The sequence below is a fragment of the Rhizobium sullae genome, assembly GCF_025200715.1.
GTDB classification, from domain to species: Bacteria; Pseudomonadota; Alphaproteobacteria; order Rhizobiales; family Rhizobiaceae; genus Rhizobium; species Rhizobium sullae.
On sequence record NZ_CP104144.1, the window covers coordinates 2,559,286 to 2,584,270 of the forward strand.

General features: G+C 59.7%; 26 protein-coding genes. 12 read left to right on the top strand and 14 right to left on the bottom strand.

The annotated features are described in order from the left end of the window. Window positions 1-124 precede the first annotated feature (124 nt). Window positions 125-289 carry a hypothetical protein gene (locus N2599_RS33145; protein ID WP_156915392.1) on the bottom strand — a complete coding sequence of 55 codons (165 nt, stop codon included), beginning with the start codon at window positions 287-289 and terminating at the stop codon, window positions 125-127. A 78-nt stretch (window positions 290-367) separates the two neighbouring features. On the opposite strand from N2599_RS33145, the gene N2599_RS33150 reads away from it, so the two are divergent. From N2599_RS33150 to N2599_RS33160, 3 genes are all read left to right on the top strand, one after another. After that, window positions 368-937, top strand: coding sequence for a nucleoside 2-deoxyribosyltransferase (locus tag N2599_RS33150; protein WP_027513905.1), 570 nt, complete (start codon window positions 368-370; stop codon window positions 935-937). A 193-nt stretch (window positions 938-1,130) separates the two neighbouring features. Next, the gene (locus N2599_RS33155; RefSeq protein WP_027513904.1) at window positions 1,131-1,481 is read left to right on the top strand and encodes an MbcA/ParS/Xre antitoxin family protein; all 351 of its coding nucleotides are present in this window, start codon (window positions 1,131-1,133) and stop codon (window positions 1,479-1,481) included. 9 nt (window positions 1,482-1,490) lie between these two features. Then, window positions 1,491-1,994 carry an RES family NAD+ phosphorylase gene (locus N2599_RS33160; protein WP_027513903.1) on the top strand — a complete coding sequence of 168 codons (504 nt, stop codon included), beginning with the start codon at window positions 1,491-1,493 and terminating at the stop codon, window positions 1,992-1,994. Between the two features lie 591 nt (window positions 1,995-2,585). Here N2599_RS33160 and N2599_RS33165 read toward each other — a convergent pair. From N2599_RS33165 to N2599_RS33180, 4 genes are all read right to left on the bottom strand, one after another. Beyond that, window positions 2,586-2,732: a DUF1127 domain-containing protein gene (locus tag N2599_RS33165; RefSeq protein WP_084606540.1), complete on the bottom strand. Its 147-nt coding sequence runs from the start codon at window positions 2,730-2,732 to the stop codon at window positions 2,586-2,588. Window positions 2,733-3,339: 607 nt separating this feature from the next. Continuing rightward, entirely contained in the window at window positions 3,340-4,413 is a 1,074-nt protein-coding gene (locus tag N2599_RS33170; protein WP_027513092.1) for a lipocalin-like domain-containing protein, read from the bottom strand. Then, window positions 4,403-6,817, bottom strand: coding sequence for an ABC transporter permease (locus tag N2599_RS33175; RefSeq protein ID WP_027513091.1), 2,415 nt, complete (start codon window positions 6,815-6,817; stop codon window positions 4,403-4,405). Before N2599_RS33175 ends, N2599_RS33170 begins: the two co-directional genes overlap by 11 nt. Beyond that, on the bottom strand, window positions 6,817-7,473 hold the full coding sequence (locus N2599_RS33180) for an ABC transporter ATP-binding protein (RefSeq protein ID WP_027513090.1): 657 nt from the start codon (window positions 7,471-7,473) through the stop codon (window positions 6,817-6,819). The genes N2599_RS33175 and N2599_RS33180 overlap by 1 nt, the downstream gene beginning before the upstream one ends. A 405-nt stretch (window positions 7,474-7,878) precedes the next feature. Here N2599_RS33180 and N2599_RS38210 point away from each other — a divergent pair, with 405 nt between their 5' ends. Further along, window positions 7,879-8,364, top strand: coding sequence for a hypothetical protein (locus N2599_RS38210; protein ID WP_051336804.1), 486 nt, complete (start codon window positions 7,879-7,881; stop codon window positions 8,362-8,364). 331 nt (window positions 8,365-8,695) lie between these two features. Here N2599_RS38210 and N2599_RS33190 read toward each other — a convergent pair whose 3' ends face one another. Together N2599_RS33190 and N2599_RS33195 are read right to left on the bottom strand one after the other, a co-directional pair. Further along, window positions 8,696-9,727, bottom strand: a complete 1,032-nt coding sequence (locus N2599_RS33190) for an L-idonate 5-dehydrogenase (protein WP_027513089.1) — start codon at window positions 9,725-9,727, stop codon at window positions 8,696-8,698. Window positions 9,728-9,739: 12 nt separating this feature from the next. Beyond that, window positions 9,740-10,687, bottom strand: coding sequence for a 2-hydroxyacid dehydrogenase (locus tag N2599_RS33195; protein ID WP_027513088.1), 948 nt, complete (start codon window positions 10,685-10,687; stop codon window positions 9,740-9,742). 88 nt (window positions 10,688-10,775) lie between these two features. Between N2599_RS33195 and N2599_RS33200 the strand changes: the two genes are divergently transcribed. From N2599_RS33200 to N2599_RS33220, 5 genes are all read left to right on the top strand, one after another. Continuing rightward, window positions 10,776-11,534 carry an SDR family oxidoreductase gene (locus tag N2599_RS33200; RefSeq protein WP_027513087.1) on the top strand — a complete coding sequence of 253 codons (759 nt, stop codon included), beginning with the start codon at window positions 10,776-10,778 and terminating at the stop codon, window positions 11,532-11,534. A 13-nt stretch (window positions 11,535-11,547) separates the two neighbouring features. Then, a complete protein-coding gene (locus N2599_RS33205; RefSeq protein ID WP_027513086.1) occupies window positions 11,548-12,039 on the top strand; it encodes a gluconokinase in 492 nt (163 codons plus the stop codon). Next, entirely contained in the window at window positions 12,036-12,923 is an 888-nt protein-coding gene (locus tag N2599_RS33210; protein WP_027513085.1) for an NAD(P)-dependent oxidoreductase, read from the top strand. The genes N2599_RS33205 and N2599_RS33210 overlap by 4 nt, the downstream gene beginning before the upstream one ends. Next, window positions 12,920-13,252 carry a hypothetical protein gene (locus N2599_RS33215; protein WP_027513084.1) on the top strand — a complete coding sequence of 111 codons (333 nt, stop codon included), beginning with the start codon at window positions 12,920-12,922 and terminating at the stop codon, window positions 13,250-13,252. Before N2599_RS33210 ends, N2599_RS33215 begins: the two co-directional genes overlap by 4 nt. 84 nt (window positions 13,253-13,336) lie before the next feature. Next, entirely contained in the window at window positions 13,337-14,356 is a 1,020-nt protein-coding gene (locus N2599_RS33220; RefSeq protein WP_027513083.1) for a LacI family DNA-binding transcriptional regulator, read from the top strand. A gap of 49 nt (window positions 14,357-14,405) precedes the next feature. Here N2599_RS33220 and N2599_RS33225 read toward each other — a convergent pair whose 3' ends face one another. From N2599_RS33225 to N2599_RS33240, 4 genes are all read right to left on the bottom strand, one after another. Continuing rightward, window positions 14,406-15,137 carry an amino acid ABC transporter ATP-binding protein gene (locus N2599_RS33225; protein WP_027513093.1) on the bottom strand — a complete coding sequence of 244 codons (732 nt, stop codon included), beginning with the start codon at window positions 15,135-15,137 and terminating at the stop codon, window positions 14,406-14,408. Then, on the bottom strand, window positions 15,118-15,777 hold the full coding sequence (locus N2599_RS33230; protein ID WP_027513082.1) for an amino acid ABC transporter permease: 660 nt from the start codon (window positions 15,775-15,777) through the stop codon (window positions 15,118-15,120). Before N2599_RS33230 ends, N2599_RS33225 begins: the two co-directional genes overlap by 20 nt. After that, complete coding sequence (locus N2599_RS33235; protein WP_027513081.1) at window positions 15,774-16,478, bottom strand: amino acid ABC transporter permease; 705 nt, start codon at window positions 16,476-16,478, stop codon at window positions 15,774-15,776. The genes N2599_RS33230 and N2599_RS33235 overlap by 4 nt, the downstream gene beginning before the upstream one ends. 68 nt (window positions 16,479-16,546) lie before the next feature. Continuing rightward, complete coding sequence (locus N2599_RS33240) at window positions 16,547-17,350, bottom strand: transporter substrate-binding domain-containing protein (RefSeq protein WP_027513080.1); 804 nt, start codon at window positions 17,348-17,350, stop codon at window positions 16,547-16,549. A 199-nt stretch (window positions 17,351-17,549) separates the two neighbouring features. Between N2599_RS33240 and N2599_RS33245 the strand changes: the two genes are divergently transcribed. Further along, the gene (locus tag N2599_RS33245; protein ID WP_027513079.1) at window positions 17,550-18,572 is read left to right on the top strand and encodes a LacI family DNA-binding transcriptional regulator; all 1,023 of its coding nucleotides are present in this window, start codon (window positions 17,550-17,552) and stop codon (window positions 18,570-18,572) included. Window positions 18,573-18,670: 98 nt separating this feature from the next. On the opposite strand, the gene N2599_RS33250 is transcribed toward N2599_RS33245, so the two are convergent. Genes N2599_RS33250 through N2599_RS33260 form a run of 3 tightly spaced genes read right to left on the bottom strand, consistent with a single transcriptional unit; the run spans window position 18,671 to window position 22,390 of the window. Beyond that, window positions 18,671-19,771 carry an ABC transporter substrate-binding protein gene (locus N2599_RS33250; RefSeq protein ID WP_027513078.1) on the bottom strand — a complete coding sequence of 367 codons (1,101 nt, stop codon included), beginning with the start codon at window positions 19,769-19,771 and terminating at the stop codon, window positions 18,671-18,673. A gap of 40 nt (window positions 19,772-19,811) precedes the next feature. Next, window positions 19,812-20,876 (bottom strand): ABC transporter permease, encoded by a 1,065-nt coding sequence (locus tag N2599_RS33255; protein WP_027513077.1) that lies wholly within the window; start codon window positions 20,874-20,876, stop codon window positions 19,812-19,814. 17 nt (window positions 20,877-20,893) lie between these two features. Then, the gene (locus tag N2599_RS33260) at window positions 20,894-22,390 is read right to left on the bottom strand and encodes a sugar ABC transporter ATP-binding protein (RefSeq protein WP_027513076.1); all 1,497 of its coding nucleotides are present in this window, start codon (window positions 22,388-22,390) and stop codon (window positions 20,894-20,896) included. 279 nt (window positions 22,391-22,669) lie between these two features. On the opposite strand from N2599_RS33260, the gene N2599_RS33265 reads away from it, so the two are divergent. Continuing rightward, on the top strand, window positions 22,670-24,013 hold the full coding sequence (locus N2599_RS33265) for an extracellular solute-binding protein (RefSeq protein ID WP_027513075.1): 1,344 nt from the start codon (window positions 22,670-22,672) through the stop codon (window positions 24,011-24,013). A gap of 77 nt (window positions 24,014-24,090) precedes the next feature. After that, window positions 24,091-24,981: a carbohydrate ABC transporter permease gene (locus tag N2599_RS33270; RefSeq protein ID WP_027513074.1), complete on the top strand. Its 891-nt coding sequence runs from the start codon at window positions 24,091-24,093 to the stop codon at window positions 24,979-24,981. The last annotated feature ends 4 nt before the right edge of the window (window positions 24,982-24,985 follow it).

A 24,985-nucleotide genomic window follows, 5' to 3' on the forward strand; every position in this document is an offset into this window, starting at 1 on the left:
CTCGCACAATCTTACATTCCCCGGCAACTGCGCCGTGACATTGAAGACCCATGTTGCGCATGTAACGTCCTCACACACGTTCGCGTTAGGAACGGCTCGAACATCTTGGTAGATGAGTTGTGCTTCACTTCTGATCGAGCGCGAGCCGAACGAAGTCGGCATCTTCTGCGCGAAGCTTATCTGCCAGGGTTAGGCCGGCCTTGCCGAACAGATCACCGAGCTTCTTCAGCTGTGCCGTCTGCTCTGGATAGCGATCGAACACCATGACGGGTAGGCGGTTTTCGCCCACTGGATTGTGATCCTTCTTCGCTGTAGAGCGAGGAAGGAATTTTTTGTTGCCGAGCCCATCCCTTTCAGGTGCAATTTTATGACAAGAAAAGTTTATCTGGCCGGGCCGGAGGTCTTCCTTCCCAACGCCCGCGAAATCCTCGACCGGAAGGCAGCACTTGCCCGTGAGGCGGGACTTCTCCCGCTCTCCCCCGGCGATCTGGAAATCCCGCACACGAACTCGAAGCGCGAGCGCGCCGCAGCGATAAACGCGGTGGACGAGAAGATGATGATCCAGGCGGACGCGATCATCGCCAATCTGACGCCCTTTCGTGGCATTGCCGCCGATACCGGGACGGCTTTCGAACTCGGCTTTATGTGCGCAAGCGGTAAGCCTGTATTCGCTTATACGAATGTGGCCCGCGATCACAGCGGACGAGTGAGCGATCTTTATGGCGGGGCCGTCGCGTATGATGCTGAAGGTCGACTGCGAGACCCGGACGGGATTGCGGTCGAGGATTTTGGCCTGGCCGACAATCTCATGCTGCACGCCGGGATTGAGCGGCGCGGTGGCGTCCTCATCATCGGAGACGCGGCGCGGGATGCGCTCTATACGGACCTTGCCGCGTTCAAGACGTGTCTTGCCGTCGCCGTTGAGAAGCTGCGCTAGGGAGTACCGCGCGCCCCTCACCTGCCCGGCCGTGCCAATGACCGTGCAATATCGACGATGTCGTCGCGCGAGCCGGTCTAGCCGATCTGCGACTAGCTCCCTTCCCCTTTCTTCTTTTATCGGATTGAATGCCTCCCTTTCTGACGCTATATATAGTCAGTAAGATTGGCATTCGAGAACGGACGTGAGAGAAATGGGACTCGCTCAATATGCGGATAATGGGCTGTTCGCGCCGCGCAAAATCGCGGAGGCGTTCCGCACGACCAGTGAAGAAATCGCCCGCACCGCCGGACTCGGCAAGGATGCGATCCAGCGCAAGGACCGGATCCGCTCCGGCAAGACCCAGCGGCGCCTGCGCGAGATGATCGAGGTCGTCAACAAGGTCGAGCCGCGCTTCGGCTCGGCGCTGATGGCCTATGCCTGGTATCGCTCCGAGCCCCTGCCCGGCTTCTCGGGCCAGACGGCCATGCAGCTGGTGCGCGACGGCCGTGCGGATGAGGTGCTCGACTATATTGACGCGGTCGACGCCGGTATCCACGCGTAGCCCCAGCCGATGCGATATGAAGGTAAGCTCTACCGGGCACTGAACCCGATATATGCTCGCCAGCCACTCTCGGGCCGGGGAGCCGAACTCTATGGCGGCCGGTTCAATCCAAGGGGGATGCCGGCGCTCTACACGTCGCTATCAGTGATGACTGCGTTGCGCGAGGCCAATCAGGTCGGCAACCTGCAGCCGACAACGCTCGTTTCCTATGACGCTGCTTTCGAGCGCATCTTCGACAGTCGCGACGATGATGCGCTTCGGGCCGAAGGAATGGACGCTGCCGCGATTTCAGATCCGACATGGCGCGACCAGATGAAGGCGAGCGGCGAGGCCAGAACGCAGGGCTTCGCCAGGCGGCTGGCCGCCACCGGCTATCATGGTCTGCTCGTCCGAAGCTTCGCCGCGGCAGCGACCGGGGAGGATCTGAACCTCGTCCTTTGGAAATGGGGCGACGGTGCTCCAGCGCGACTGATCCTGATTGACGACGACAATCGCCTGGGTCGACCGCAATAGCCCGCCCCAATGCATGGGAAGCGAAGCTCACGTGAGCCCGCGCCTTCGATATCGGCTGCGAGCGCCATTCGATATCTGCCAACTGCCTGCACTGCCGCACGTGTGGCCCAGCACCGAAGGTTGACCCTGCTGAGATCCGGAACAACGATCTGGAGGTACTGCAGAAACAGAGAAAACAGCGGAGTCACGATCGACGCCCGAACAGCCGCAACTCAACCTCGGTCTTTAAGCAGACAGCCCGGAAACGAAAAAGCCTGCCGCGGGAGGAGGTGCGGCAGGCTTTTCGAAAAGAACCGAACAGCGACGGGGGAGGAGTGCCGCTGTTCCTACAGACGCCCCTGGGAGGAGGAGTGGGCCGTCTGAGACACGAAGCTTTGCGGGAGGAGGTGCATCGCTTCGTCGAGAACGACCATAGACGATCGCGTGGTATTGGATAGGCGTTATGTTGCACTGCAGCTATGCAGAAAACACAAACCACAAGGCGCGCGACAAGGCACAATCCAACAGAGTGCGCATCCATGATGGGCCGGCGCAAAAACGCCCGCGTGATGAGCGGGCGTCGAGCAGTCGCAAGCGAGTTGGGTTCCAGCGCTATTTAGCGAGCGATCCCCGGGCAATGCTGCGGATGTCGGCGCGGTCGATACCGAGGTCCTGCAGTTCACGGCTGGACATGCGGCCAAGTTCGGCAACGGTCTGACGGAACTTGCGCCAGTTGTTGAAAGAGCGTGCGACGTTCATGATAATCCCCTTTCCTGAGGGCTGTCTGACGTCAGCAACCTTGCTTGGCTCCGGCGTCGTTTCGATGGTTGGAATATAGGCGTTTCAATCGGTTTAAAAAAGTGACAATCCCTCACTGCACCTATGCACACGACGCATAGGCTCTTCGGTTTTCGCGGGAAATGATTGTTTGTAGGTCGCAGACCAGGCGATGAGGCTTGCTGAGGTCGAAGGCCTTTTCACCGGTGCCGGGAGGATATGAAGCCAGATGACCTCGTCGTTGCGAAGGCCGGTGGTTCGATATCAACGATTACGCCATTCGGAGGAAATTCCGCGCGGGAAGCGTGACGAGCGGACGGGAACTATCCAGGGAAGGGCACGATAGTTGCCGGTCTTCTCCAGAGGCCGCACCATATCCTCTTTACAAAGAGGTTTGCCATCGCCAAGCTTAGGCATGGCCTCTTGAAGTTCCTCATCGATGAATGCGTGCAGACGTCACTCGTGGCCGTGGCTCAAGATCACGGCAACGAGTGTTTCACGTTAACTGGCTGGGGTTGAGCCACGAGACCGCCTTGGACCTCATGCATCGGATCGCGAGGAGGATTTTCACCGTCGCGGCTGATCCCTTTTAATATCCCGTCATTTCCAAATAACCATGCCCCCCGGTACTTCCACTGAAGGTAATTGGGCCTTCCCAATAAGGCGTGGTGGTCGCCATCCATGCCTGGTCGTTCAAAGGGCTGGTCGTGACGTCGAGGCCGCGCTCGGGGATCCGGACACGCCATGCAACAGGGACGTTCCGGTCGCCGACGCGTGCTGTGCGCACGGGGGATATCTCCAGTGATCCAGGCGGCAGAGGCGTCGGTTTGCCGTCCGGCGCAATCCAATTCGCCGATCTGTAGCCACCGCTGCCGTCGCGAAGCCGAAACGCCATGACCTTCTCACCGGAATCGAGATGGAGCGAAAACCACTCCCATCCGGTCTGGTCCTTTGCGAGAGGCTGTGAAGACCATTCCCGATCAAGCCATGCCTTGCCGCTGACCAGAACGGTCTTTCCGGCGACGTCGAGAGATCCTGAGACATCATAGAACGGTTGCGAGTAATAGTAGCTCGCCTGTCCATTTGCCGATTTCACAGAATAGCCCTGCTCGCCCTGCAGCACGAGAGGACCGTTGGCGGACAGCTGGAGCGTATAGCCAAAATCCTTTCCGGTTGCATGCAGGCTGACCTTGTCCAGCTGGTCGACGCCCGATTTCAGCAGGCCTTTCATTTCCCAATCGTCAATCCAGGCAAAAAAGGGTACGGCGACGACACCTGCTTGGCCGACCCCGCCGCGGGCGAATTTTTCGGCCGCGAGATGCCGATCCTTCGTGGTGATCGCAGCATGGCCCATCCAGACTTGAGGATCGGACCAACCGCTCTCGGTCTTCGGCGCGAGCGCGGAGCGGAAAAGCGTCCATTGTACGCCGAACTGCGTCCCGTCCTCACCCTGAAGATTTGCAGTAATGTACCACCATTCGATCCGGAATTCGGGATGGGGGCCGTGATCTGCCGGAAAGCGGAGTTGCATGCCGGGGCGTGGAACAGCGAAGCCCTCGGCGGTCGAGCCCAGTCCGGCAAATCCTTGCGAAATAGCGGCGGCAGGAACGGAGATTGCCGTGGCTGCGGCAACAAAGGCAGCCAGAAGAGGTCTAGCGTTCATTGGCAAACACCCTCAGCAAATCCGATGGCCCGATCGTCGCCAGCCGTCGGAGCGGAATAAAGACAGACACGATCGCCGCAGCTAGCGCCACCGATCCCAGGACGAGCCAGTCCATCGGAAAAATCCGCATCGGCAGCCGCCACCCGAAAGCCTCGACATTGACGATCGACAGCAGCACCCAGGCAAGCGCAAGGCCGACAGGAACGGCGGCAACGAAGGTCGCGAGCCACAGCGCGAGCGTGCGCAGCACTTCGAGCAGGGCAAGATCGCGCCGCCTGATCCCCATCGCCCAGACGGGGGCAAGTTGAGGCAGTCGAATGCCTGATAAGGTGAGCAGGCTGGAAAACATCGCAAAACCTGCGACGCCGAGGGTGAAGAGATTGAGCACTCCGGTCACAGCAAACGTCTGGTCGAAGACTGCCTGCGATTGCCGCTTCAAGGAGGCCTGGTCGATTACGTTTTCGGACGGCAGACCGAATTCGGTCGTCAGGCGTTCCTTCAGCGACGGGGCGTCGGTCGGAGGAACACGCACGCCATATCTCAGCTTTGGAACGTCAGGATAATGTGCCGTCAGGGCATCGATGCCGACGAAGACCTGTCCTTTTGGATTGCCGTAGTCGGAATAGACCCCGACGACGGGGAGTTTCCAATCACCGGGTAAGGCCAGACTATCTCCGATGTTAAGCCCGTTGCGACGCCAAAGCTGCTCGTTGACGAGCGCCCCCTGCCCCGCGGCGACCCGGTCCCAGACATCGATGGTTCCCGAAAGGAGCCGCCAGTTGTCCCGATAGGTCGGATCGCCTGCTGCCGCGCCGAAGATCTGCAGCCTGTCTCCGAGCACCTCACCCTCGACGCTCCAGATGGGAAGAACCGATGTCGAATGAGCCAGCAGCCATCCTCGCAGTCGCGCCGCTTCGTTCTCGTCTCGTGCCGCGACATAAAGCTCGGCCGCCAGCCGTTGGTCGAGCCAACCGATGAACGTCAGCCGGAAGCTTGAGACCATCGTGCCGACACCGACATTGGCGGCCAAAGCCAGCAACAGCGCCATCAGAGCCAGGCTGAGCCCAGGCAGCTGCTGCCGCGTATCGGCCCAGAACCACGTGACGAGCACGCGCGACGAGTTTCTTTGCATGACAGCAAGACACGCGGACAGCACTGCCGGCAGCATCAGGGCCGCTCCGAGTAACAGGCAAGCCAGAACCGCGAAGCCCGCCACCAGCCCATGTCCGACACTTGCCAAAGCGCCCGAGGTGATCAGTAGACCCAGTCCGCCTAAAAGCTGCAGTCGGATACCGATTGCCGTCGCACGCGCCCAGGCACGAGGTTGCGCTGCAGCCAGCAACGGCATGCGGTGGACCCGCCAGAGGCTTTGGGCCGACGAGACGATGGTCCCGGCAATCGCTATTCCCAGCCCTGTTGCCCACCATTCCGGTCGAACGGTCAGCGTGCCCGGGACACTCGCCGCCCCGTAGAGCCCCTGCAGGGTTGCCGCCACACCCGGCAGCAACAGGGAGGCCACGAAATACCCGATCACGACGCCGACGAGCCCGGAAAGGAAGGCCAGCGCCAGAAGCTCCGTCATCAGCAGGAAGTTCAGCGACGACATGGAAAGCCCGAGAGAGCGTAAGGTCCGAAAGGTCGCTCTGCGCTGCTCGAACGCCAGGCCGATCGTGGCATAGACAATGAACAGACCGACGGCAAAAGCGAGAAACCCAAACGCCGTCAGGTTGAGGTGGAAGCTGTCGGTCAGCTGGGCGACATCCGGTCGGTCGCCCGGCGGCTTTATTGCGATCTCGGGTGCGAGAATGTCGAGCGAAGGCAGGTTCGGCCACTGTTCCGGCGCAACGACGAGACGGCTCAGCTCACCGCGTCTGTCGAGGATGTGCTCAGCTACGGCGATGTCGGTGAACGCGGCACCGTCCGGCAGGTCCGGCGATACCTTGAGCTGCATCTCGGTATGGCCCTTAAGGTTGAGGGCAGTCGCCTTGGAAACCACGAGGACACCCGGATCCGCGATGAAGGCTGACAGATCATTGGATCCTCCGGTTTCGAAGCCTCGCGCCTGCGCAGGCATCGTCAGCGGATCACCGCCGATAAGCCGCACACGGACATTCCCAAAGCGATGGTCGCCTTCGATAATGGGCGAGACATTCCAGCCTGCCCTTCTCAATTTGGCATATGTTGTTAGGGGAATGGAATTGCCCTTATTCGGCACGAGTTGAGTCAGCTCGTTCTGGTCAAGCACTGCGGCTGCCCGCGCATAACTCGCCCGCGCCTCTGCGTTTATCGCCTGGACACCCGACCAGAGCGCGGTGGCCAACGAAAGGCCGAGGATGAGGGTAACAAGCTGAAGAGGCCGGCGCCGCCAATGCGAAAGGAGAGCCGTTGCGGCGGTCCAGAGCATCAGGCGATCTTTCCGCCGCTGAGATGAACGTTACGGTTGAGCTTCTGCGCCAGCCTCGAAGAATGCGTCACCATCAAAAGCGCAGCACCTGCACTCTTCGTCAGCGACAGCATGATGGCGAGCACGGCATCCCCAGTCGCTTCGTCGAGATTGCCTGTCGGTTCGTCGGCGAGAACCAGGGGCGGGCGCGCGGCAAGCGTTCTGCCAATCGCCACCCTCTGCTGCTGGCCTCCGGAAAGCTGCTCGGGGTATCGGGCAAGAAGCGCCTGGATGCCAAGATTTTCCACGAGCTGCCGCTCCCAGGCAGGATTGTGCCGCCCGGCAAGCTTTGCATGAAAGGAAATGTTGGCCGCGACATCGAGCGACGGAATGAGGTTGAAATGCTGAAACACCAACCCGACCGCCGTACGTCGATACTCGGCCCTTCCCCGATCATCCAGCGCGGCAATATCTCGGCCGGCTGAAAGGACCTGCCCGCCATCGGGATAGTCAAGCCCGCCGACAAGGTGAAGCAGGGTGCTCTTTCCGCTTCCGGACTCTCCCGTCAGTGCGACGCTTTCGCCTGCGTTGAGATCCAAATCGATGCCTTTCAGGATCTCAAGAGGTCCTTCTGCGGTCACATAGGATTTGCTGACATTGCGGAGCGAGAGCAGCATCTGATTTCGGGACCGATGAAGATGTCAGAGTATGTAGGCATGACCTTCGGCTTTGTAACCATTCTTGCATGTCGATTTTGGGCAAGCTGGGTCGATTCCGTTGATTAACAAAAAGGCAATTTCGTCAATTCATGCGGCATGCTAATTAAGGCTGGGAACATTTGGCCGACTCGGCAGGCTTACATTAGGGAAGAAGCTGCTTATCGGGATCGATGGTGAGGGTTCGCTCAAGGTCTCCTTTCCCTTGTCACTTCCACCCGTTTGGTCGAGCGGATGAAGAGTTGCACGCCGAGTTGCCGCTCCAGGCCCTCGCATGGTTACTGAGGGCCCGTTGGGCGGTGCGAAACGCAGTTCCTTGGCCACCGCGGCAAAGTACAGGTGACGTTTCGGCCACAGAGGATGATCATGACGGGACGACGTTCCAGAGAGACCAGCGCTTGCTGCATTTCGGCAGCGATCTTTTTTTGGTCTTACGCTCCGGTTTCAGCAGACTGCCGGTCGGCCCTCAATAGCCCAGAGTGGCCGAGCATCGCTAGATCCATTGCTACGTTGCAGTTGTGCGAACAGATTCCGATCGGCCCAAATCAAACTGTCCGATTTCAGGTGGAGTCGGTCGATTTCTGCCCCGTTTCGAGCGGTGTCTCGTCGGTCACAGCGAGGGCGTTGCTGACTTGCGAGGCAAATTCGGAGGCGCTTTTCCAGACGCCACCAATCGACAGTCTGGTTGTGGCCACTGTAACGCTTGATACGGTTGCATGCAGGATAAGGGATACAAACCTCGAAATCAGCGGTGAGATCGGCGTCCTCTTGTCTGGACTGGCAGAAACCCAGCAGATCGCCCGCGATTGGGCTCAATCACAGCTCTCACTCCTATGCCGCATGTACCGGTGAGCATCCATAAGCTCAATACCTGCCAGCCTAGGGGATACTGAAGCAGCAATAGGCAGCAAACGTGACCAGGCTGATCGCTCATTACTATGCGCGGGTGGCGGCGAGTTGCGGATCACCTGAAATCGATACTTTTCTCAAAGACTCCGGTGCATGGTTCCTCTCACAGCCCGCATACGGCCCCTATCTCACTCCGATCGAAATGGCATTCTCAAAAATTAAAGCCCGCCTGAGGGCCGCAGCGGCCAGGACTTTCGACGCGCTCGCGACACACTCGGCTCAATCTCAAGCTCTTCGCACAGCCGTTCGGAAAGCACGACGCGCGGGACTGGTGTCAACTAAAGGCAATCTGCGTCTTCATCGCCTGGCTCCGGTCAGTCGCCAGTTCGAAAGCCGCCTCAGCGTCCGATAGAGGCAGCGTGTGGGTAATCAGCGGCTTCACATCGATCAGGCCCTTTTGCATCAACACGACGCCGGTCGCGAACTCCTCGTGAAAGCGGAAGGAACCGCGCAGGTCCAGTTCCTTGGCCGTGATCGCCATCATCGGAAGGTTCATGTCTCCACCAAGGCCAAGCTGTATGATCACGGCGCGTGGGCGAAGAGCAGCGATGCCGGCGACCAGCGCAGGCGCTGCACCAGAGCATTCGTATAGTATGTCGAATGAACCCTTATGGGCTGTATAGGGGGAAAGCGCATCCGGTTCGCTACGCATATTGATCGTCCGGTCCGCGCCGGCCTTGCGTGCCAGCGAGAGGGTGAAATCCGAAAGATCCGTTGCAACGATTTCGGCGGCCCCGGCACGCCGGGCGGCAATGATCGACAGAAGGCCGATTGGCCCGCAGCCGGTCACCAGAACCCGTTTACCCAATATTTCTCCCGCCCTGCGGGTCGCATGCAGAGTAACAGCCAGGGGTTCAGCCATCGCCGCCTCGCCTGCGGTAAGACCATCGGCCGGCACGCACTGAACGGCATCGGCGACAAGAACCTCGCGGAAAGCCCCCTGGATATGCGGGAAGGGCATGGCACTGCCGTAAAACCGCATATTGAGGCATTGGTTATGCAGTCCTTCCTGGCAATAAAGGCAGGATCGGCACGGTCGGGACGGTGAAACAGCTACGAGTTGGCCCGGTTTCAATCCGTCGACACCCGCGCCGAGGGCCTCCACATACGCGGAGACCTCGTGCCCCAGGATCATCGGCTCACGCAGCCTGACGGCACCGAAACCGCCGTGGTTATAATAGTGCAGATCGCTGCCGCAGATGCCGCCGGCCGCAAGGCGCAGGCGCACTTCTCCTAGTCCTGGCGCTTCGATCGGGCGCTCCTCGATGCGCAGGTCTTTGGGACCGTGAACGACGATAGCTTTCATCGGCGCGTCTCCTTAAAGAACCGGGGTCAGCAGGGGCTGCCCGGCAAAATGCGCCACGAGATTGTCACGCACGAGCTGTCCCATAGCCTTGCGTGTCTCGATGGTTCCAGACGCGTGATGCGGCTGCAGGAGCACGTTGTCCAGAGGGAGAAACCGTGGATTGAGCGCCGGCTCGCCTTCGAACACGTCAAGGGCGGCGGAGCCGAGCGCACCGCTTTCGAGTGCATCGAGCAGGGCCTCCTCATCGATATTGGAGGCGCGGGAGATATTGATCAACATTCCCTCCCCGCCGAGAGCGGCGATCACGTCGCGGCCCACAATGTGGCGGGTTGCGGCGGACGCGGCCAGCGTGACGAAGAGAAAGTCGGACCGAGTAGCAAGCGCGACGGGATCGGCAATAAACTCCCAATCGGCGGCGAAATCCTTTGGCGCCATATCCGAATAAGCGATCTGCATGTCGAAGCCTTGGAGGCGTTTGGCAACTTCATAGCCGATCCGGCCAAGACCGAGTACGCCGGCACGCCGCCCCCAGACGCGGCGCTTCAGCGGGTAGAGGCCTTTTGCCATCCAACTTCCGTCCTTTACCCAGCTTTCCGCGCCGATCATGCCGCGCGACAGGCACAACATCATCGCCACGCCAAGATCCGCGACGTCGCTCGTCAGCACGTCCGGTGTGTTTGTGACGCCGATGCCGCGTTCCCGACAGGCGGCCAGATCGACGGCGTCAAAACCGACCCCGTAAACCGAAATCAGCTCGAGCGCGGGGCAGGCCTCGATCATGGCCCGGCTAGCGCCGAGTTCGCCTCGCGTGGCGATCGCTCGGACTTGCGGACCGACGGCGGCAAGAAAGCCTGGCTTGTCGGCTGCCTCGAAATAGCGATGAACAGAAAACACAGCATTCAGAGGCGCTTCGTCCCATTCCGGATAGGGCCCGACCTGAAGGATCTGGGGTTTGCTCATTTCGGTGTCTCCGTCCCTTGACAATTAATGTTATCGATAACATAAAGACGGACATGAGGAATGTCGAGACAAAAAATAAGGGGGAACCATGGGGCAGGACTTGTTTGATTTGACGGGCCGCCGAGCTCTCGTCACGGGATCGTCGCAGGGGATCGGCCTTGCTCTTGCGCGCGGCCTTGCGAATGCCGGTGCCGAGATCGTGCTCAACGGCCGCGACACCGGAAAGCTTGCGGAAGCCGCGAAAGGCCTTGGTGACGGTACGCATCAATTGGCATTCGACGCGACGGATCATGAGGCAGTGCGCGCAGCGGTAGACAGCTTCGAAGCAAAAATCGGCGCGATCGACATCCTCGTGAACAATGCGGGAATGCAGCACCGCACGCCGCTCGAGGATTTTCCGGCGGACGCGTTCGAGCAGCTTATGCGAACGAATGTCTCCACTGTTTTCAACGTCGGCCAGGCAGTCGCGCGACACATGATCAAACGCGGAGCCGGTAAGATCATCAATATCGCCAGCGTGCAGACGGCACTGGCTCGTCCCGGCATTGCGCCCTACACGGCGACCAAGGGCGCCGTCGGCAATCTGACCAAGGGAATGGCGACCGACTGGGCCAAATACGGGCTGCAATGCAATGCCATTGCGCCTGGCTATTTCGATACCCCATTGAACGCCGCCCTGGTCGCTGATTCCACCTTTTCCGCCTGGCTGGAAAAACGCACGCCGGCCGGCCGCTGGGGCAAGGTGGACGAATTGGTCGGCGCCTGCGTGTTCCTCGCCTCCAATGCATCCTCATTTGTGAATGGACATGTGCTTTATGTTGACGGTGGCATTACGGCCTCTCTCTGAGGTTCCGCAGCGAATGGTGCTGATGGGCGTTGCGGGATGCGGCAAGTCCTCGGTCGGCGCCGCGCTCGCCGACCGATTGGGGGCGGCATATTTGGATGGCGACGAGCTTCATCCGCCATCAAATATCGACAAGATGCGACGCGGCGTGGCCTTGGACGATGGGGACCGCTGGCCGTGGCTGACACTTGTGGGTCAGACACTGGCCAGAGCCGAGGGGCGACAAATCATTGGCTGTTCAGCGCTTAAGCGGGCCTACCGCGCTCATATTGCGCAAACCGCGGGAGAGGTGATTACCTTCGTTCATCTCGCCGGGTCGCCCGAGGTCATCAAGGCGCGAATGCATGCCCGGACAGGCCATTTCATGCCGGCCGGCCTGCTGGCAAGCCAGTTCGCGACACTGGAGCCACCGGACGCGGACGAGAATGCATTCAGTGTGGATATCGACCGGCCGCTCGGCGCGATCGTCGAGGCAGTCGTCACGCAATTAAAGGGAATGGAAACATGACGAACAAGGTTGCATTGATCGGCGCCGGCGCGATGGGCGGCGCCATCGGAACACGGCTCGTAGAAGCCGGGAACCACTTAACGGTCTTTGATCTGGACGCAGCCAAGATGCGCGAGCTGGTCGACAGAGGCGCTACGCCGGCGGCAAGTGCGGCGCAAGCAGCGGCCGGTTCGGACTATGTCATTCTCAGCCTCAACTCGGCAAAAATTGTGCGGCTCGCCGTCTTTGGCGAGGGCGGCGTTGCTGGCGGCGCCAGGCCCGGAACTCTCATCATAGACATGTCCTCGATCGACCCTGAGGCGACGAAGGCCCTGGCGTCCGACGCGGCGGAAAAGGGCCTGCGCTGGGTCGACAGTCCCTTGTCGGGAGGCGCGCCCAAGGCGCTGATCGGACAGCTCACGCTTATGGCCGGCGGCAAGGCCGAGGATGTCGCCGATGCACATGAGGTGCTGCGGCACGTCGCCTCGAACTACACACATATGGGGCCGTCCGGCGCTGGCCAGACCACGAAACTGATCAACCAGGTTCTCTGCGGGCTCAATTTTCTGGCCGTGGCGGAAGCGACGCAATTGGCGCTCGACGCCGGCGTGGATGCAGCGAAGATCCCACAGGCGCTGAAGGGCGGCCGGGCCGACAGCGCAATTCTGCAGGAATACATGCCGCGCTTTGTCGCCAAAGATTACCGTCGCACCGGCCGGATCGACAACATGGTCAAGGATTTGAATGGGGCGCAAGATCTCGCCCGCCGCACTAATACCGCCATGCCGCTGACGGCGCTCTGCGCCGAAGTTCATCGCATGCTGACTGCCGCCGGTCTCGGCGGTGAGGACCAGGCCGCCCTGATGGAATTTTTCAAGGGACCCAACAAGGATATCGTACAATGATAACACGCTACGCCCTCTTCGAAGGAAAAGTGAAGAACGGTCAAACTGAGGCGTTTCGGGCCGCCGTTCTCAACGACATCCTGCCGAAATGGAAGGCCTTTCCCGGCGCGCTTGATGTCAGAGTGACATTCGCGGATGCCCGTGATGAAGGAGCTCCGGAAATCCCCATGATCCTTGCGATCAACTATCCCGATCTCGCAACCGTCGAAGCCGCGCTTGCAAGTCCAGCCCGTTCGGCGGCCAAGGCAGCAACGGAAGAGGTGTTGGCGCGCTATTTCGACGGCCGAATCCATCATCACGTCACTCAGGCAAACGAGTTCCCGCTTTGAGGCAAGCATCACAGAAATCACAACCTGCTTGCAATTAGGCCCAAACATGGTTGTAGTGGTCTGGTAACGATAACATGGATGCAAATGCCCAATATTCGTAAGCCACCAACCATGGCGGATGTCGCCCGTATGGCAGGCGTGTCGCCGATGACGGTGTCGCGCGCTTTCAAGCGCGACACCTCCGTCAGCCAGGAGACGCGCGAGGCTGTGCTGCGCGCAACCGAGGAACTTGGTTACGTCTTCGACAGTACGGCTTCCAATCTGCGATCGCAGCGCACCGACTTCGTGGCAGTCACGATCCCATCGATCAACAATGCCAATTTCGCCGATACGGTTCGGGCACTGTCGGACGGTTTGTCGGATAAGGGTTTGCAGGTCCTCCTCGGCTACACGAACTACGACGTTCGTGAAGAGGAGCGGCTGATCGAGCAGCTCTTGCGGCGCAAACCGGAAGCAATCGTGGTGACGGGCGGCAAACATACGCCCCGAGCCCGCAAACTGCTGTCGAATGCCGGCATCCCTGTCATTGAAACCTGGGATCTTCCGGAAGAACCGATTGGACACGTGGTTGGCTTTTCCAATGCCCTGGCTGTACGCAAGATGATCGATCATTTTGTCACTGTTGGCTATCGGAAGATCTCCTTCATCGGTGGCGATGCTGACCGCGACACGCGCGGCAGCGATCGGCGGGCCGGCTTCATCACTGCGATGGAGGATCACGGGCTGGACGCGACGCGGCTGATTGCCGCCGGGCCGCCACCGATTTCAATGCGCGAGGGCGCGAACGCGATGGGCCGGTTGCTGGAGCATTTTCCAGATACCGAAGCGGTGATCTGCGTCTCTGATCTTTCCGCCTTCGGCGCGCTTACCGAATGTCAAAGGCGCGGCATTGCGGTGCCGGACCAGATCGCCATCGGCGGCTTCGGCGACTATGAGATCGGCGCAATTTGCGTCCCCAGTCTGACAACGATCAACGCCTTCGCAGCTGAAATCGGAGCGAAAACGGCGCGGCTCATTCTCGACGTCTTGGACGGGACGCTTTCGGACAGCGCGGGACTGATAACGATCCGGCCGGATTTGATCCTGCGCCAAACAAGCCGCTGATGGATCTGCGGGCCGGAAGCAGATTTTCTCCAGGCCCGCTGTGTCAGGACTACTTGACGTCCGATTTCACAAACTGCCTCAACTCCGGCGTCTGTGGATTAGCGAACAACTCCTTGGATGCCCCCTGCTCCCAGATCGTGCCCTTGTGCATGAAGATCGTCTGCGTAGCCACCCGCCGCGCAAAACCCATCTCATGCGTGACAAGTATCATGGTCATGCCGTCGCGGGCCAGTTTTTCCATGACCACCAGGACTTCCTCGGTCAGTTCCGGATCGAGCGCAGAGGTGACTTCGTCGAAGAGCATCACCTTCGGCCGCATCGCAAGCGAACGGGCAATCGCCACCCGCTGTTGCTGGCCGCCAGAAAGCTGGTCCGGATAGGCATCGAATTTTTCCGATAGGCCTACGAGTTGAAGGACCTCGCGAGCTATCTCCCGTGTCTCCGCTTTCGCAACGTCTTTGACAATGCGGGGCGCCAGCATGATGTTCTCGCCTACGGTCAAATGCGGAAAGAGGTTGTAGCTTTGGAAGACGATGCCGACATCGGTGCGCAGGCTTCGCAGCGCCTTTGCGTCTCCTTCAAGCGCATGGCCGGCGATCTCGATGCGGCCGGAATTGATCTTTTCCAGGCCGTTCATGCACCGTAGCAGTGTGCTCTTACCAGAACCGGACCGGCCGATCAGAGCGAAGACCTCCCCGCGCCCGACGCTCAGCGATACCCCCTTGAGAACTTCGAGCGCACCGAAGCTCTTGTGAACATTTTCAACGATTACTTCCGGCATGAAACCTCCTCTCCAGCCAACGCGACAGCTGGGACAATGGATAGCAGACGACGAAATAGAGACCGGCCACCGCGATGAAGACGCGGAAGGGCTGGAACGTCGTGTTGTTGACAAGCTGACCTGCTCGGGCCAGTTCGACGAAGCCAATGATCGAGGTGATCGAAGTATTCTTGACCACCTGCACCGCAAAGCCGACGGTTGGCGGCAGCGAGACGCGGATCGCCTGCGGCAGGATGATGTAGCGGTATTGTTGCAGCCGGGTCATGGCAAGCGATTGCGACGCTTCCCATTGTTGCTTCGGCACCGCCTGAATGCAGCCGCGCCAGATTTCCGCGAGATAACCTGACGCGTAAATCGTCATCGATGCGCCCGCGGCAAAGAGCGGCGGCAATTCAAGCCCGGCAAGGCTGAGGCCATAATAGGACAAAAACAGGATCATCAGCACCGGAATGCCCTGGATAACCTGGATATAGGAACCTGCGGCAAAGCGCATGGCCTTGACGGGCGAGGTTCGGGCAAGCGCTACGGCAAAGCCGAGCAGACCTCCGCCGATCAGCGCGATGACCGTCAGGAGAATGGTCCATTGCAGCGCTTGCAGCAGAAAACCGAATTCATTGAAACCGAATGTTCTCAGCGTCATGCCGGCACCTCCGGCAGGGCCGTCATCGTACGGCGGGCAACCCGCCGGCCGAAAAGCCGCATGCCGAGGAGCGCCAAGCCTGCGCGCAGCGCCAGTGCCAGCGCGAGATAAATCAGAGTGACGACAATATAGACTTCGAACGACCGGTAGGTTTGCGATTCGACGAAGGCGGCCGAGGCGGCAAGTTCATGGGTCGAAATTGCCGAGCAGATGCTGGAGGCCAGCATCATCAACACGAACTGGCTGCACAGTGCCGGATAAACCTTGGCGACCGCCGGCACCAGGATGACGTGGCGATAGATCTGGAAGCGCGTGAAACCGAGCGCCTCGCCTGCTTCGATCTGAGATTTATGCACGGCCTCAATGCCGGCGCGGATGATTTCCGTCGAATAGGCGGCAAGATTGATGGTCATGCCGATCAGCGCCGCCGTATCGGCGCCCACGCGAATACCAAGTCCAGGCAGGCCGAAATAGACAATAAAGAGCTGGACCAGAAACGGCGTATTGCGGATCACCTCGACATAGGCATCGACAAGATACCGCACCGCGCCGCCCTTTATGGAGCGCAGAGATGCAAGCATGACACCAGCCACTGAGCCGAGAATGATCGAAAGGACCGACAACTTAATCGTCAGCCAGATGCCGCTCAGGATTTCGCCCTGATACTGCGCCAGTACGCCGAATTGAAATGTATAGGACATAAGTGAGCTCCGTCGAAATTTCGCGGCCTGCCGGCCGATGTCACCGGCAGGCTCGTGTGCAAGCTCAATCAGAAGGACGGAAGGGTCGGCATCGGACGGCCTGTCCATTTCGTCGCAATCTTGTCGAGATCGCCGGAGATCTTCATCAGATAGATCGACGTATTCAGCCACTGACGCAGTTCGAGGTCCTCCAGCTTCGTCGCCATCGAATTGCCTTGCTGGAAGAAGGTGAAGCCGACCTGCAGGCCAGCGTCAGGACGCTGCTTGATGATCGCTTCACCCACAGTCGACGGCAGTGCAACCGCATCCGCCTGACCGGCAATTAGCGCCTGCGCACTGGTGGAGTCGTCCTCGAAAACTACGATTTCCAAGTCCGGGACGGCCGCCTTGCGGAGCGCGGTTTCCTGTGACGAACCCCGATTGACCGCAACGCGCTTGCCCTGAAGATCGGCAAGGCTCGCAAACTTCTGGTCGGGACCTGATATGATGTCCATGTTGAAGGCGCTGTAGGGCTGGGTAAACATGACGGTTTTTGCCCGTTCACCCGTCGGGGCCAGCGTCGCAACGAGGAAATCGACCTTACCGGTCTGGAGTGCCGGAATGCGGGCCGGCGGCGTCAATGGTACGAGTTCAACAGGCAGCGAGAGATATCCGGCAATCAAGTTGGCGACGTCAACGTCGTAGCCGGTAGGATTACCCTTTTCGTCCACCATGCCCATGGGCGGCGCACCGGTCAGGACGCCGATCCGAACCGTGCCGCGTGATATGATGTCATTGAGCGTGACCGCCCTGGCTTCGGCGGTCATGGCCAGGGCCGTGATGCCGATTGCGACTGCTGTTACAACCGCGCGCATAGAATTGAAAACTTTCATGACTTCCTCCACCTGATTTGACTGGGCTCTTGCTGCCGATGCGAAGCGACAGAACCGCCCCATCGCTCGCCTCCCCCGATTCCCCTTGCACTAGGCATTGCATCCCAACAATGCAAAGGTTATCGTTAACCTCCTTAATGTTATCGATAACAAATGGCATGTCAAGCTAGTTTGCTTTTCACGGCACGGGATAGGGCAAATGGCACAGGACAGGGCGAGGATCGTCACGCTGCTTGATGTGGCAGCAAAGGCGGGCGTAAGCAGCATGACGGTCTCAAAGGTAATGCGAGGCGTCGGCAACATTTCCGAGGAGACGCGGCAGAGGGTGAGGCGTGCCGCAGACGAGCTTGGCTATTTGCCGAACAGCCTTGCGGGATCATTGAGTTCGCGCAAGAGCCGGATGGTAGCGGTGATCATCCCATCGATCAGCGACATCGTTTTTTCCGAAGTGCTGAGCGGGGTAAACGCCATCCTCCGGCCAAGAGGGCTTCATACATTCATTGGGGAATCCCATTTCGATCCCGGCATCGAAGCAGACCTCATCCGGGAGATGCTGTCGTTCCGTCCGGCAGGGCTCTTGCTGAACGGCGGCATGGCGCGAAGCTCCGCTTCCGATAAATTGCTGGAAAGACGCAACTGCCCGGCGATTCAATTGTGGGATTGCGACAATGAAGATCTCGATTTCAGCGCTGGCCCTTCGCACGCCGAGGCGGGGCGCCTCGTTGCGGCGCATTTCCTCGAGCGCCGCCTTAGACGCATTGCCTATGTCGGAGCCGAATTGGAGAAGGATCTGTGCGCCCGCTGGCGCTACCTTGCCTTGCGGTCATCGCTTGCGAGCGCCAATATCGACGTGATCAGCATGGTTTGTGAAAACCGGCCGAGACAAGCCGAAACAGGACGCGCCCTGACGCAGCAACTGATCCGCAAGCATCCCGAGATCCAGGCGATTCACTTCCTGAATGACGCGATGGCGCTTGGTGGCCTCTCCTATCTGCACGAAGCGGGAATAGCGGTCCCGGAGCAGATGTCGGTGGTGGGATTTAACGGCACGTCCATACCCAACACGGTGCGAACTAGGCTTACAACCATTGATGTGCCGAGGGCCGCGATCGGAGAAGCAGCGGCTCAGGCGCTCTTGAATATACTTGCAGACGTGCATCTGAACAGGTCGTGGCGGGCTGAGATACAGCTCATCCAGGGCAACACCACGACGAAACCATGATCGATCGCGTGCCCATCGCTTCTTTCGATATCGCTTGCGACACAACGTGCTAAAAAAATGGCACCATTCGCGGTGCCCAGTTTCCGGGAGGAAGGCCGTTACATCTTGCCCCAGAGCTTTTTATACTCGTCGCGGTAGCCGTTTTCCGGATCGAACGCGTTCTTGGGGCCGCCGTCGAATTCGACATTGTCGGCGGTGACGACATGGAGCGGGGAAAGATAACCCGACCATTGTTCGCCGGCGAAGGCGCGGTTCAGCTCGTCGACGAGCTGCCAGCCCTGCAGGTTGAGCGGCTCGGCGACCGTAACCTTCTGGAATTGCCCGGCGCGGATGCGCTGGTAGGCCGATTCCGAGCCATCACCGGCCGCGACGTTGATCGGCGCGTCTGTGCCGCCCTTGCCGGCAGCTGCCAGTGACGGGCCCATGAAGTCGAAATAAAGATCGTTGATGGCGAGCGAATGGGTCCACTGGTCGCCGTATTTCTGCAGCAACGATGTCGTCAGCTGCGGCATGCGCTGGGAGGTTTCGGCAATGGGCGTGTCGACATATTCAAGAACCTTGCCGCCGAGTTTCTCAATCTCCTCTTTCATCCTGTCGGCCTTGGCGATGGCAATCGCATAGGTCGAATCGGTGAAAATCACGACGCCCGGCTTGCCTTTCGCATCGGCATAGGCCCAATCTGCAGCCGACTTGGAAACCTCCATGGCGTCGGTGCTGACGTTGGCGAAAAGGCCGGTTTTTTCGTCAGGACCGATCACCGGCCCTGCATGCCAGGCAACCAGCGGAATTCCTGCAGCCTTCGCCTGCTCAAGAGCCGGCGCCTGCTCGACGGCATCGAAGCCGTTGATGATAATCCCGGCGGGCTTCAGGGCCATGGCCTGGCCGAATGCTGCTGTGCGGCCGCCGATCGAGCCCGCACCGTCGAGAACCTTGACCTGCCAACCCATGGCGGCTGCGGCTTCCTCGACGCCGGTGGTAACACCCAAGATGCCGCCGTTCTTCAGATCGCCGGCGAGTACGACGATCGTCTTGTCTTCTTGTACCTTAGGTCCTGTCGTCGGACCGTCCCAGGTGGTGACGCGGGTCGCATATTTGTCGACCACGGCCTTGGCGTCGGACATGGCATCCGCCAGCGCCGGTCCCGCAAGTATCAAGGCCAACACGGTGACGGAACTCTGGATAAGCGTTCTGCGTTTCATGGTTCTTCCTCCCTTTGAAGATTGTGCGCGCCGGGCGCGATCAGTTTTTCGATGGCTTTCCAGACACTGGACCTGGGACCGCGGCTTTTCCGACAGCACCCCGCTTCCTCTGCGCGTAACCGGCGATGCCGATGGCCACGAGCAGAGTGATGCCGTTGAAGAGTGGTTCAACGAAGAACGAGCCACCGATTTGCTGGATGCCGGAAATGCCGACAGCAAGAATGATGACACCGGTCATGGTGCCCCAGACATTGACCCGTCCAGGCTTGATGGTGGTGGAGCCGAGAAAGGCGCCGACGAGCGCCGGCAGCAGGTATTCGAGGCCAACACTGGCCTGGCCGATACGCAGCTTCGAGGCGAGCAGGACGCCTGCAAGCGCGGCAAGCGTGCCCGACGAGACAAAAGCGCCGATGACAAAACGGCGGACCGGAATGCCGTTCAGCGCCGCCGCTTTCGGATTGGCACCGATCGCATAGACGTAGCGGCCAATCGGCAGATATTCGAGAACGAGCCAGAGCACGAGGGCAAGCAGCAGCACATAAAAGCCGGTGATCGGCAGGCCGAACACCATCGTACCGTTCAGTGAATAAAAGCCCTCCGGCAAGACTCCGACGACCTGGCGTCCGCCGGTGTGCCAAAGTGCTAGCGCGTAGAGAACCGTACCGGTGCCGAGCGTTGCGATGAACGAGTCGATGCGCGCGACCTCCACCAGAAGACCGTTGAGGAAACCGGTGACTGCGCCGAGCGCAAGCACGATGACAACTGCAATCGGCCACGGCACGCCGAACACGGTCTGCAGGCTGATCGCAAGAATGTGCCAGAGCACGATGCCGTAGCCAACAGTGAGATCGATGCGGCCCGCAGCCATCGGGATCATTGCTGCCAGCGACAGGAGGGCGATGATCGCCTTGTCGGAAACGATCGAGCGAAGATTGAGGACCGTCGGAAAGGTCTGCGGCAGGAGAAGCGAAAACAGCATGATAAGCAGCAAAGTAAGAATGACCAGCCCGTAAACCGGCAGGAACCGCAGCAGTTTCTGCATGAAGCTGAGGCCTGCCAGCTCGGCTCGGGTCGGCTCAAGGGCGGTGGATTCGATCGACTGCATTATCTTTCTCCCGGAACTCAAGCGGCTTCTGAAGCCGACGCGGCAGCGATCACCGCCGATGTGGTTAAATCCGCACCTTGCAATTCACGGACAATCCGTCCGCGCGAAAACACCAGGGCACGATGGCAGATATGTGCAATTTCCTCGAAATCCGTCGACACGACGACGACCGCGAGACCTGCCTCCAGCGCACGGGCGATCAACCGATAGATGTCGGCCTTGGCACCGACATCGACGCCTGCGGTCGGATCCTCGGCGATCAGAAGCTTGCGGTCGGTTGCAAGCCAGCGGCCGACCACCACTTTCTGCTGGTTGCCCCCCGACAGCGCTTCGATCGGCAGGCTCTGGTCATTCGGCCGCAACCCGACGCTCTCCCCGATCGCGCGCGCCAGGGAAGCTTCCTTAAACGGCGAGAGGAAAGAGAAGGGCCTGCGTCCGGAGGCTGCAGGATTGATGAAGGTGTTTTCTCGAAGCGACAGCGACATGGCGATGGATTCTTCGGTGCGGTCGCGCGCGATCAGCCCTATGCCGGACTTCATTGCCGCGACCGGGCTCGACAGGTCCGGTACCGCCCCACCGATATTTACTGCGCCGGAAAAAGCTTCGCAGCCAAAGAGTGCCCGGCCGATCAGTTCTTGACCGGCGCCGCGCAAGCCAACCAACCCAAGCAGCTCTCCTTTTCGGATGTCGAAGGAAACAGGTCCGGCGCTGCGGCAGGCAAGGTCCCGAACATTGACGATCGTCTCGCCCGGGTTGCCTGCTGCTTTGGCGAAGAGTTGGTCCGCCTTTCGGCCGACGATCATTTCAATCAATTCGTCCGGCGTCGTCTGTGCCACCGGCTTCTGGCCGACCAGGCGACCGTCGCGCAAGACCGCGACCCGATCGGCGATGCGGAAAATCTCATCGAGCCGATGCGACACGTAGATCATCGCGACCCCTCGCGCTTTCAGCGGACGGATGGCGTTGAAGAGGCGTTCCACCTCATCGGCCGGAAGGCTGGCGGTCGGCTCGTCGAGAACGAGCACGTCGGCTTCTACGGCGAGCGCGCGGGCGATCGCCACAAGCGATTTTTCGGTGCGGGTGAGGTCCTGGACACGCGTCGACGGCTCAAAATCGCAGCCGACGAGGTTCAACGCCTCCCGGGCCCGCTCCTCCGTCCGCCTCCAGTCGATCAGGCGCGAACGCATGGAGAAACCCTGCGCCAACCCGACATTTTCGCCGACCGTCATCCATTCGATCAAGCCAAGGTCCTGGTGGATAAAGGCAACCGACTGACGTTCGTTTGGCTTTGGCGGCCGATGGACATAAGGCTCACCACGGAACTGAATATCGCCGCCGTCCGGCTTATAGATTCCGGCCAAGGTCTTGATGAGCGTCGATTTGCCTGCGCCGTTTTCTCCGAGAAGCGCGAGGATCTCCCCTGGGTGCAGATTCAGGGATACCTGAGACAATGCCCGGGTGCCGCCGAACTCCTTGGTGATGGAGCGAAACTCCAGCAGCTTTTCGCTAGTCATCGGCGCTCCTCCCAAAGCCCAGTGAACCTGCAAGCCATGGTATGTTATCGATAACAATCCTGTCAACAGGAATTAAGAAGCCGGTTGGTTGCGATCAAGGCATTGCAATGGCTTGTGGCCTCGACACCGAACAAGACAAACGGAATCGCGAAGTTCGTCATCCAAGTTTCACGGAAATTAGCGCTGACTGTCACATTGGGCTGCTAGCTGAAGCAGCGAACGAGCCGTGGCAATCCAAGGGCCAGCGGGTCATCGTTACACTTCCAAGGAGCACTTGCGATGAGACTCACTGTTCTTCAATCAGCTCTGGCGTCTCTTCTGGCCGCCACCGCATTTGGTGCTGGTCCGGCCTATGCCGAGAAGACCAAGTTCGAATTCTGGTACGGCCTGTCCGGCGATCTCGGCGAGCGCGTACAGGACGCCTGCAAAAAGTTCAACGACATGCAGGCGGACTACGAAATCATCTGCACCTCGCAGAACGGCTACGACGCGACGCTTCAGAACACGATTGCCGCCTATCGCGCCAAGAAGCAGCCGGCGATCACCCAGATCTACGATGCAGGCACGCTCGACATGATGCTTTCCGGAGCCTTCGTGCCGGCCAAGAAACTGATGGCCGACAACGGTTATACGATCGACTGGACCAACTATTTCAGCGGCATCGCCAATTACTACGCGACGGCTGCAGGGGAATTAAACTCCTTCCCGTTCAACTCTTCGACCGCCATGTTCTATTACAATGTCGACGCCTTCCAGAAGGCCGGCATCGACTTTAAGCCGGAAACCTGGGAACAGGTCGAGGAAGCCGCCCGCAAGCTGAAGGCGGCGGGTTTCGAATGCCCGCTCGGCTTTAACTTCGATACATGGGCGATGATGGAGCAATTTTCCGCCATCCACAATCAGCCGCTCGCAACCAAGGGCAACGGCTATCAGGGTCTGGACGCCGAACTCGTCTTCAACAAGACCAAGTTCGTCGACCATGTGACGTTCTTCAAGAAAATGGCCGACGAGAAGCTGTTCGTCGTCAAAACGAAGCAGCTCGGCATGGACATCGTCCCCGCGTTCACCTCGCAGACGTGCCAGATGATCCAGACCTCGATCGCTGACCACGGTACAGTCGGCAAGACGCTGCCGGAAGGCGTCAAGTGGGAAGTCGCCATGCTGCCGGTCTGGAAAGGCACGCAGCGGCAGAACTCGCTGGTCGGCGGTGCCTCGCTATGGGTCATGGCCGGTCGTCCGGAAGCCGAATACAAGGGCGCAGCCGCTTTCCTGAACTTCCTCGCCACGCCGGAAATGGCCCAATGGTGGTCGACGGTTACTGGCTACATCCCAGTCACCAAGACCGGCTTTGAGGGCATGAAGGCAAACGGTTTCTACGACAAGGCTCCCTACAAGGGCCGCGAGCTCGCAATCGCCAGCCTGACCTACACACCGACCTCGGAGAACACGCGCGGCATCCGCCTCGGTGGTTTCACCCAGATCCGCAAGGAGGCCTCTACGGCGCTGGAAGCGATTTTCATGCAGAACGCCGACGTGCAGGCTGAACTCGACCAAGCCGCCGAGCGGGGCAACGCCGTGCTGCGTCGCTTCGAAAAAACCTATGCCGGCCAGAAGCTGAACTGAGTTTCGCAAGCAGTAAGAGCCTGCCAGCCGGGTGCAGGCAGGCTCTCGTCCCCGAAATATATTGGTTTGATTGATCCATGGAAAAGCGGGCCGTTTTCAACAGCTGGTGGCTGCCAATCCTTTTCGCCCTGCCGCAGATTCTTCTGATCCTTCTTTTCTTCTATTGGCCGGCACTCGCGGTGATGAAGTGGGCTTTCACGCTGGAGCCCCCCTTTGGCGGGGCAGCGGAATTTGTCGGGCTGACGAATTTCGACGAGGTGTTTTCCGATCCCTTCTATTGGAATTCTGTCGCCGTCAGCCTCGTTTTCGCGCTTTGCGGGACTTGCTTCACCATCCTGGTCGGTCTCGTTTTGGCAATTGCAGTTGATCGGCGGCTCCCCGGTTCGGGACTATTCCGTTTCCTCTATATCCTTCCCTACGCAATCGCCGGACCGGCCGCCGGCATGGCATTCCGGTTCATTCTTTCGCCCGAACGTGGGCTGATGGCCTCGGTCAACGCCGCTTTCCCCGATTTCTGGAACCCGGCAAAATACGGCAGCCACGCGCTCATCCTCGTCATCGTCATCTTTGCCTGGAAATGGGCCGGTTACACCTTCATCTTCCTGTTGGCCGGCCTGCAATCCGTGCCACGCTCTCTGACGGAAGCCGCTGCCATGGACGGCGCCGGACCGATCCGACGTGCGATCGATATCCAGGTTCCGCTGCTGGCGCCGACACTGTTCTTTCTGCTCGTCATCATGATGACGGAGGGGTTCGTCGGTTCGGACACCTTCGGCATCGTGCACAGCACGACAAGTGGCGGACCCAATCACGGCACGGAGGTCATGGTGTTTCGCATCGTCGATGAGGCTTTCAAGGGGCTCAATTACTCTGGCGCCTCGGCGCAGAGCATCGTCCTGATCGGCCTGATCATGGTCTTCACATTCATCCAGTTTCGCTTCATCGAGAAGCGCGTGCACTACAAGTGAGCCC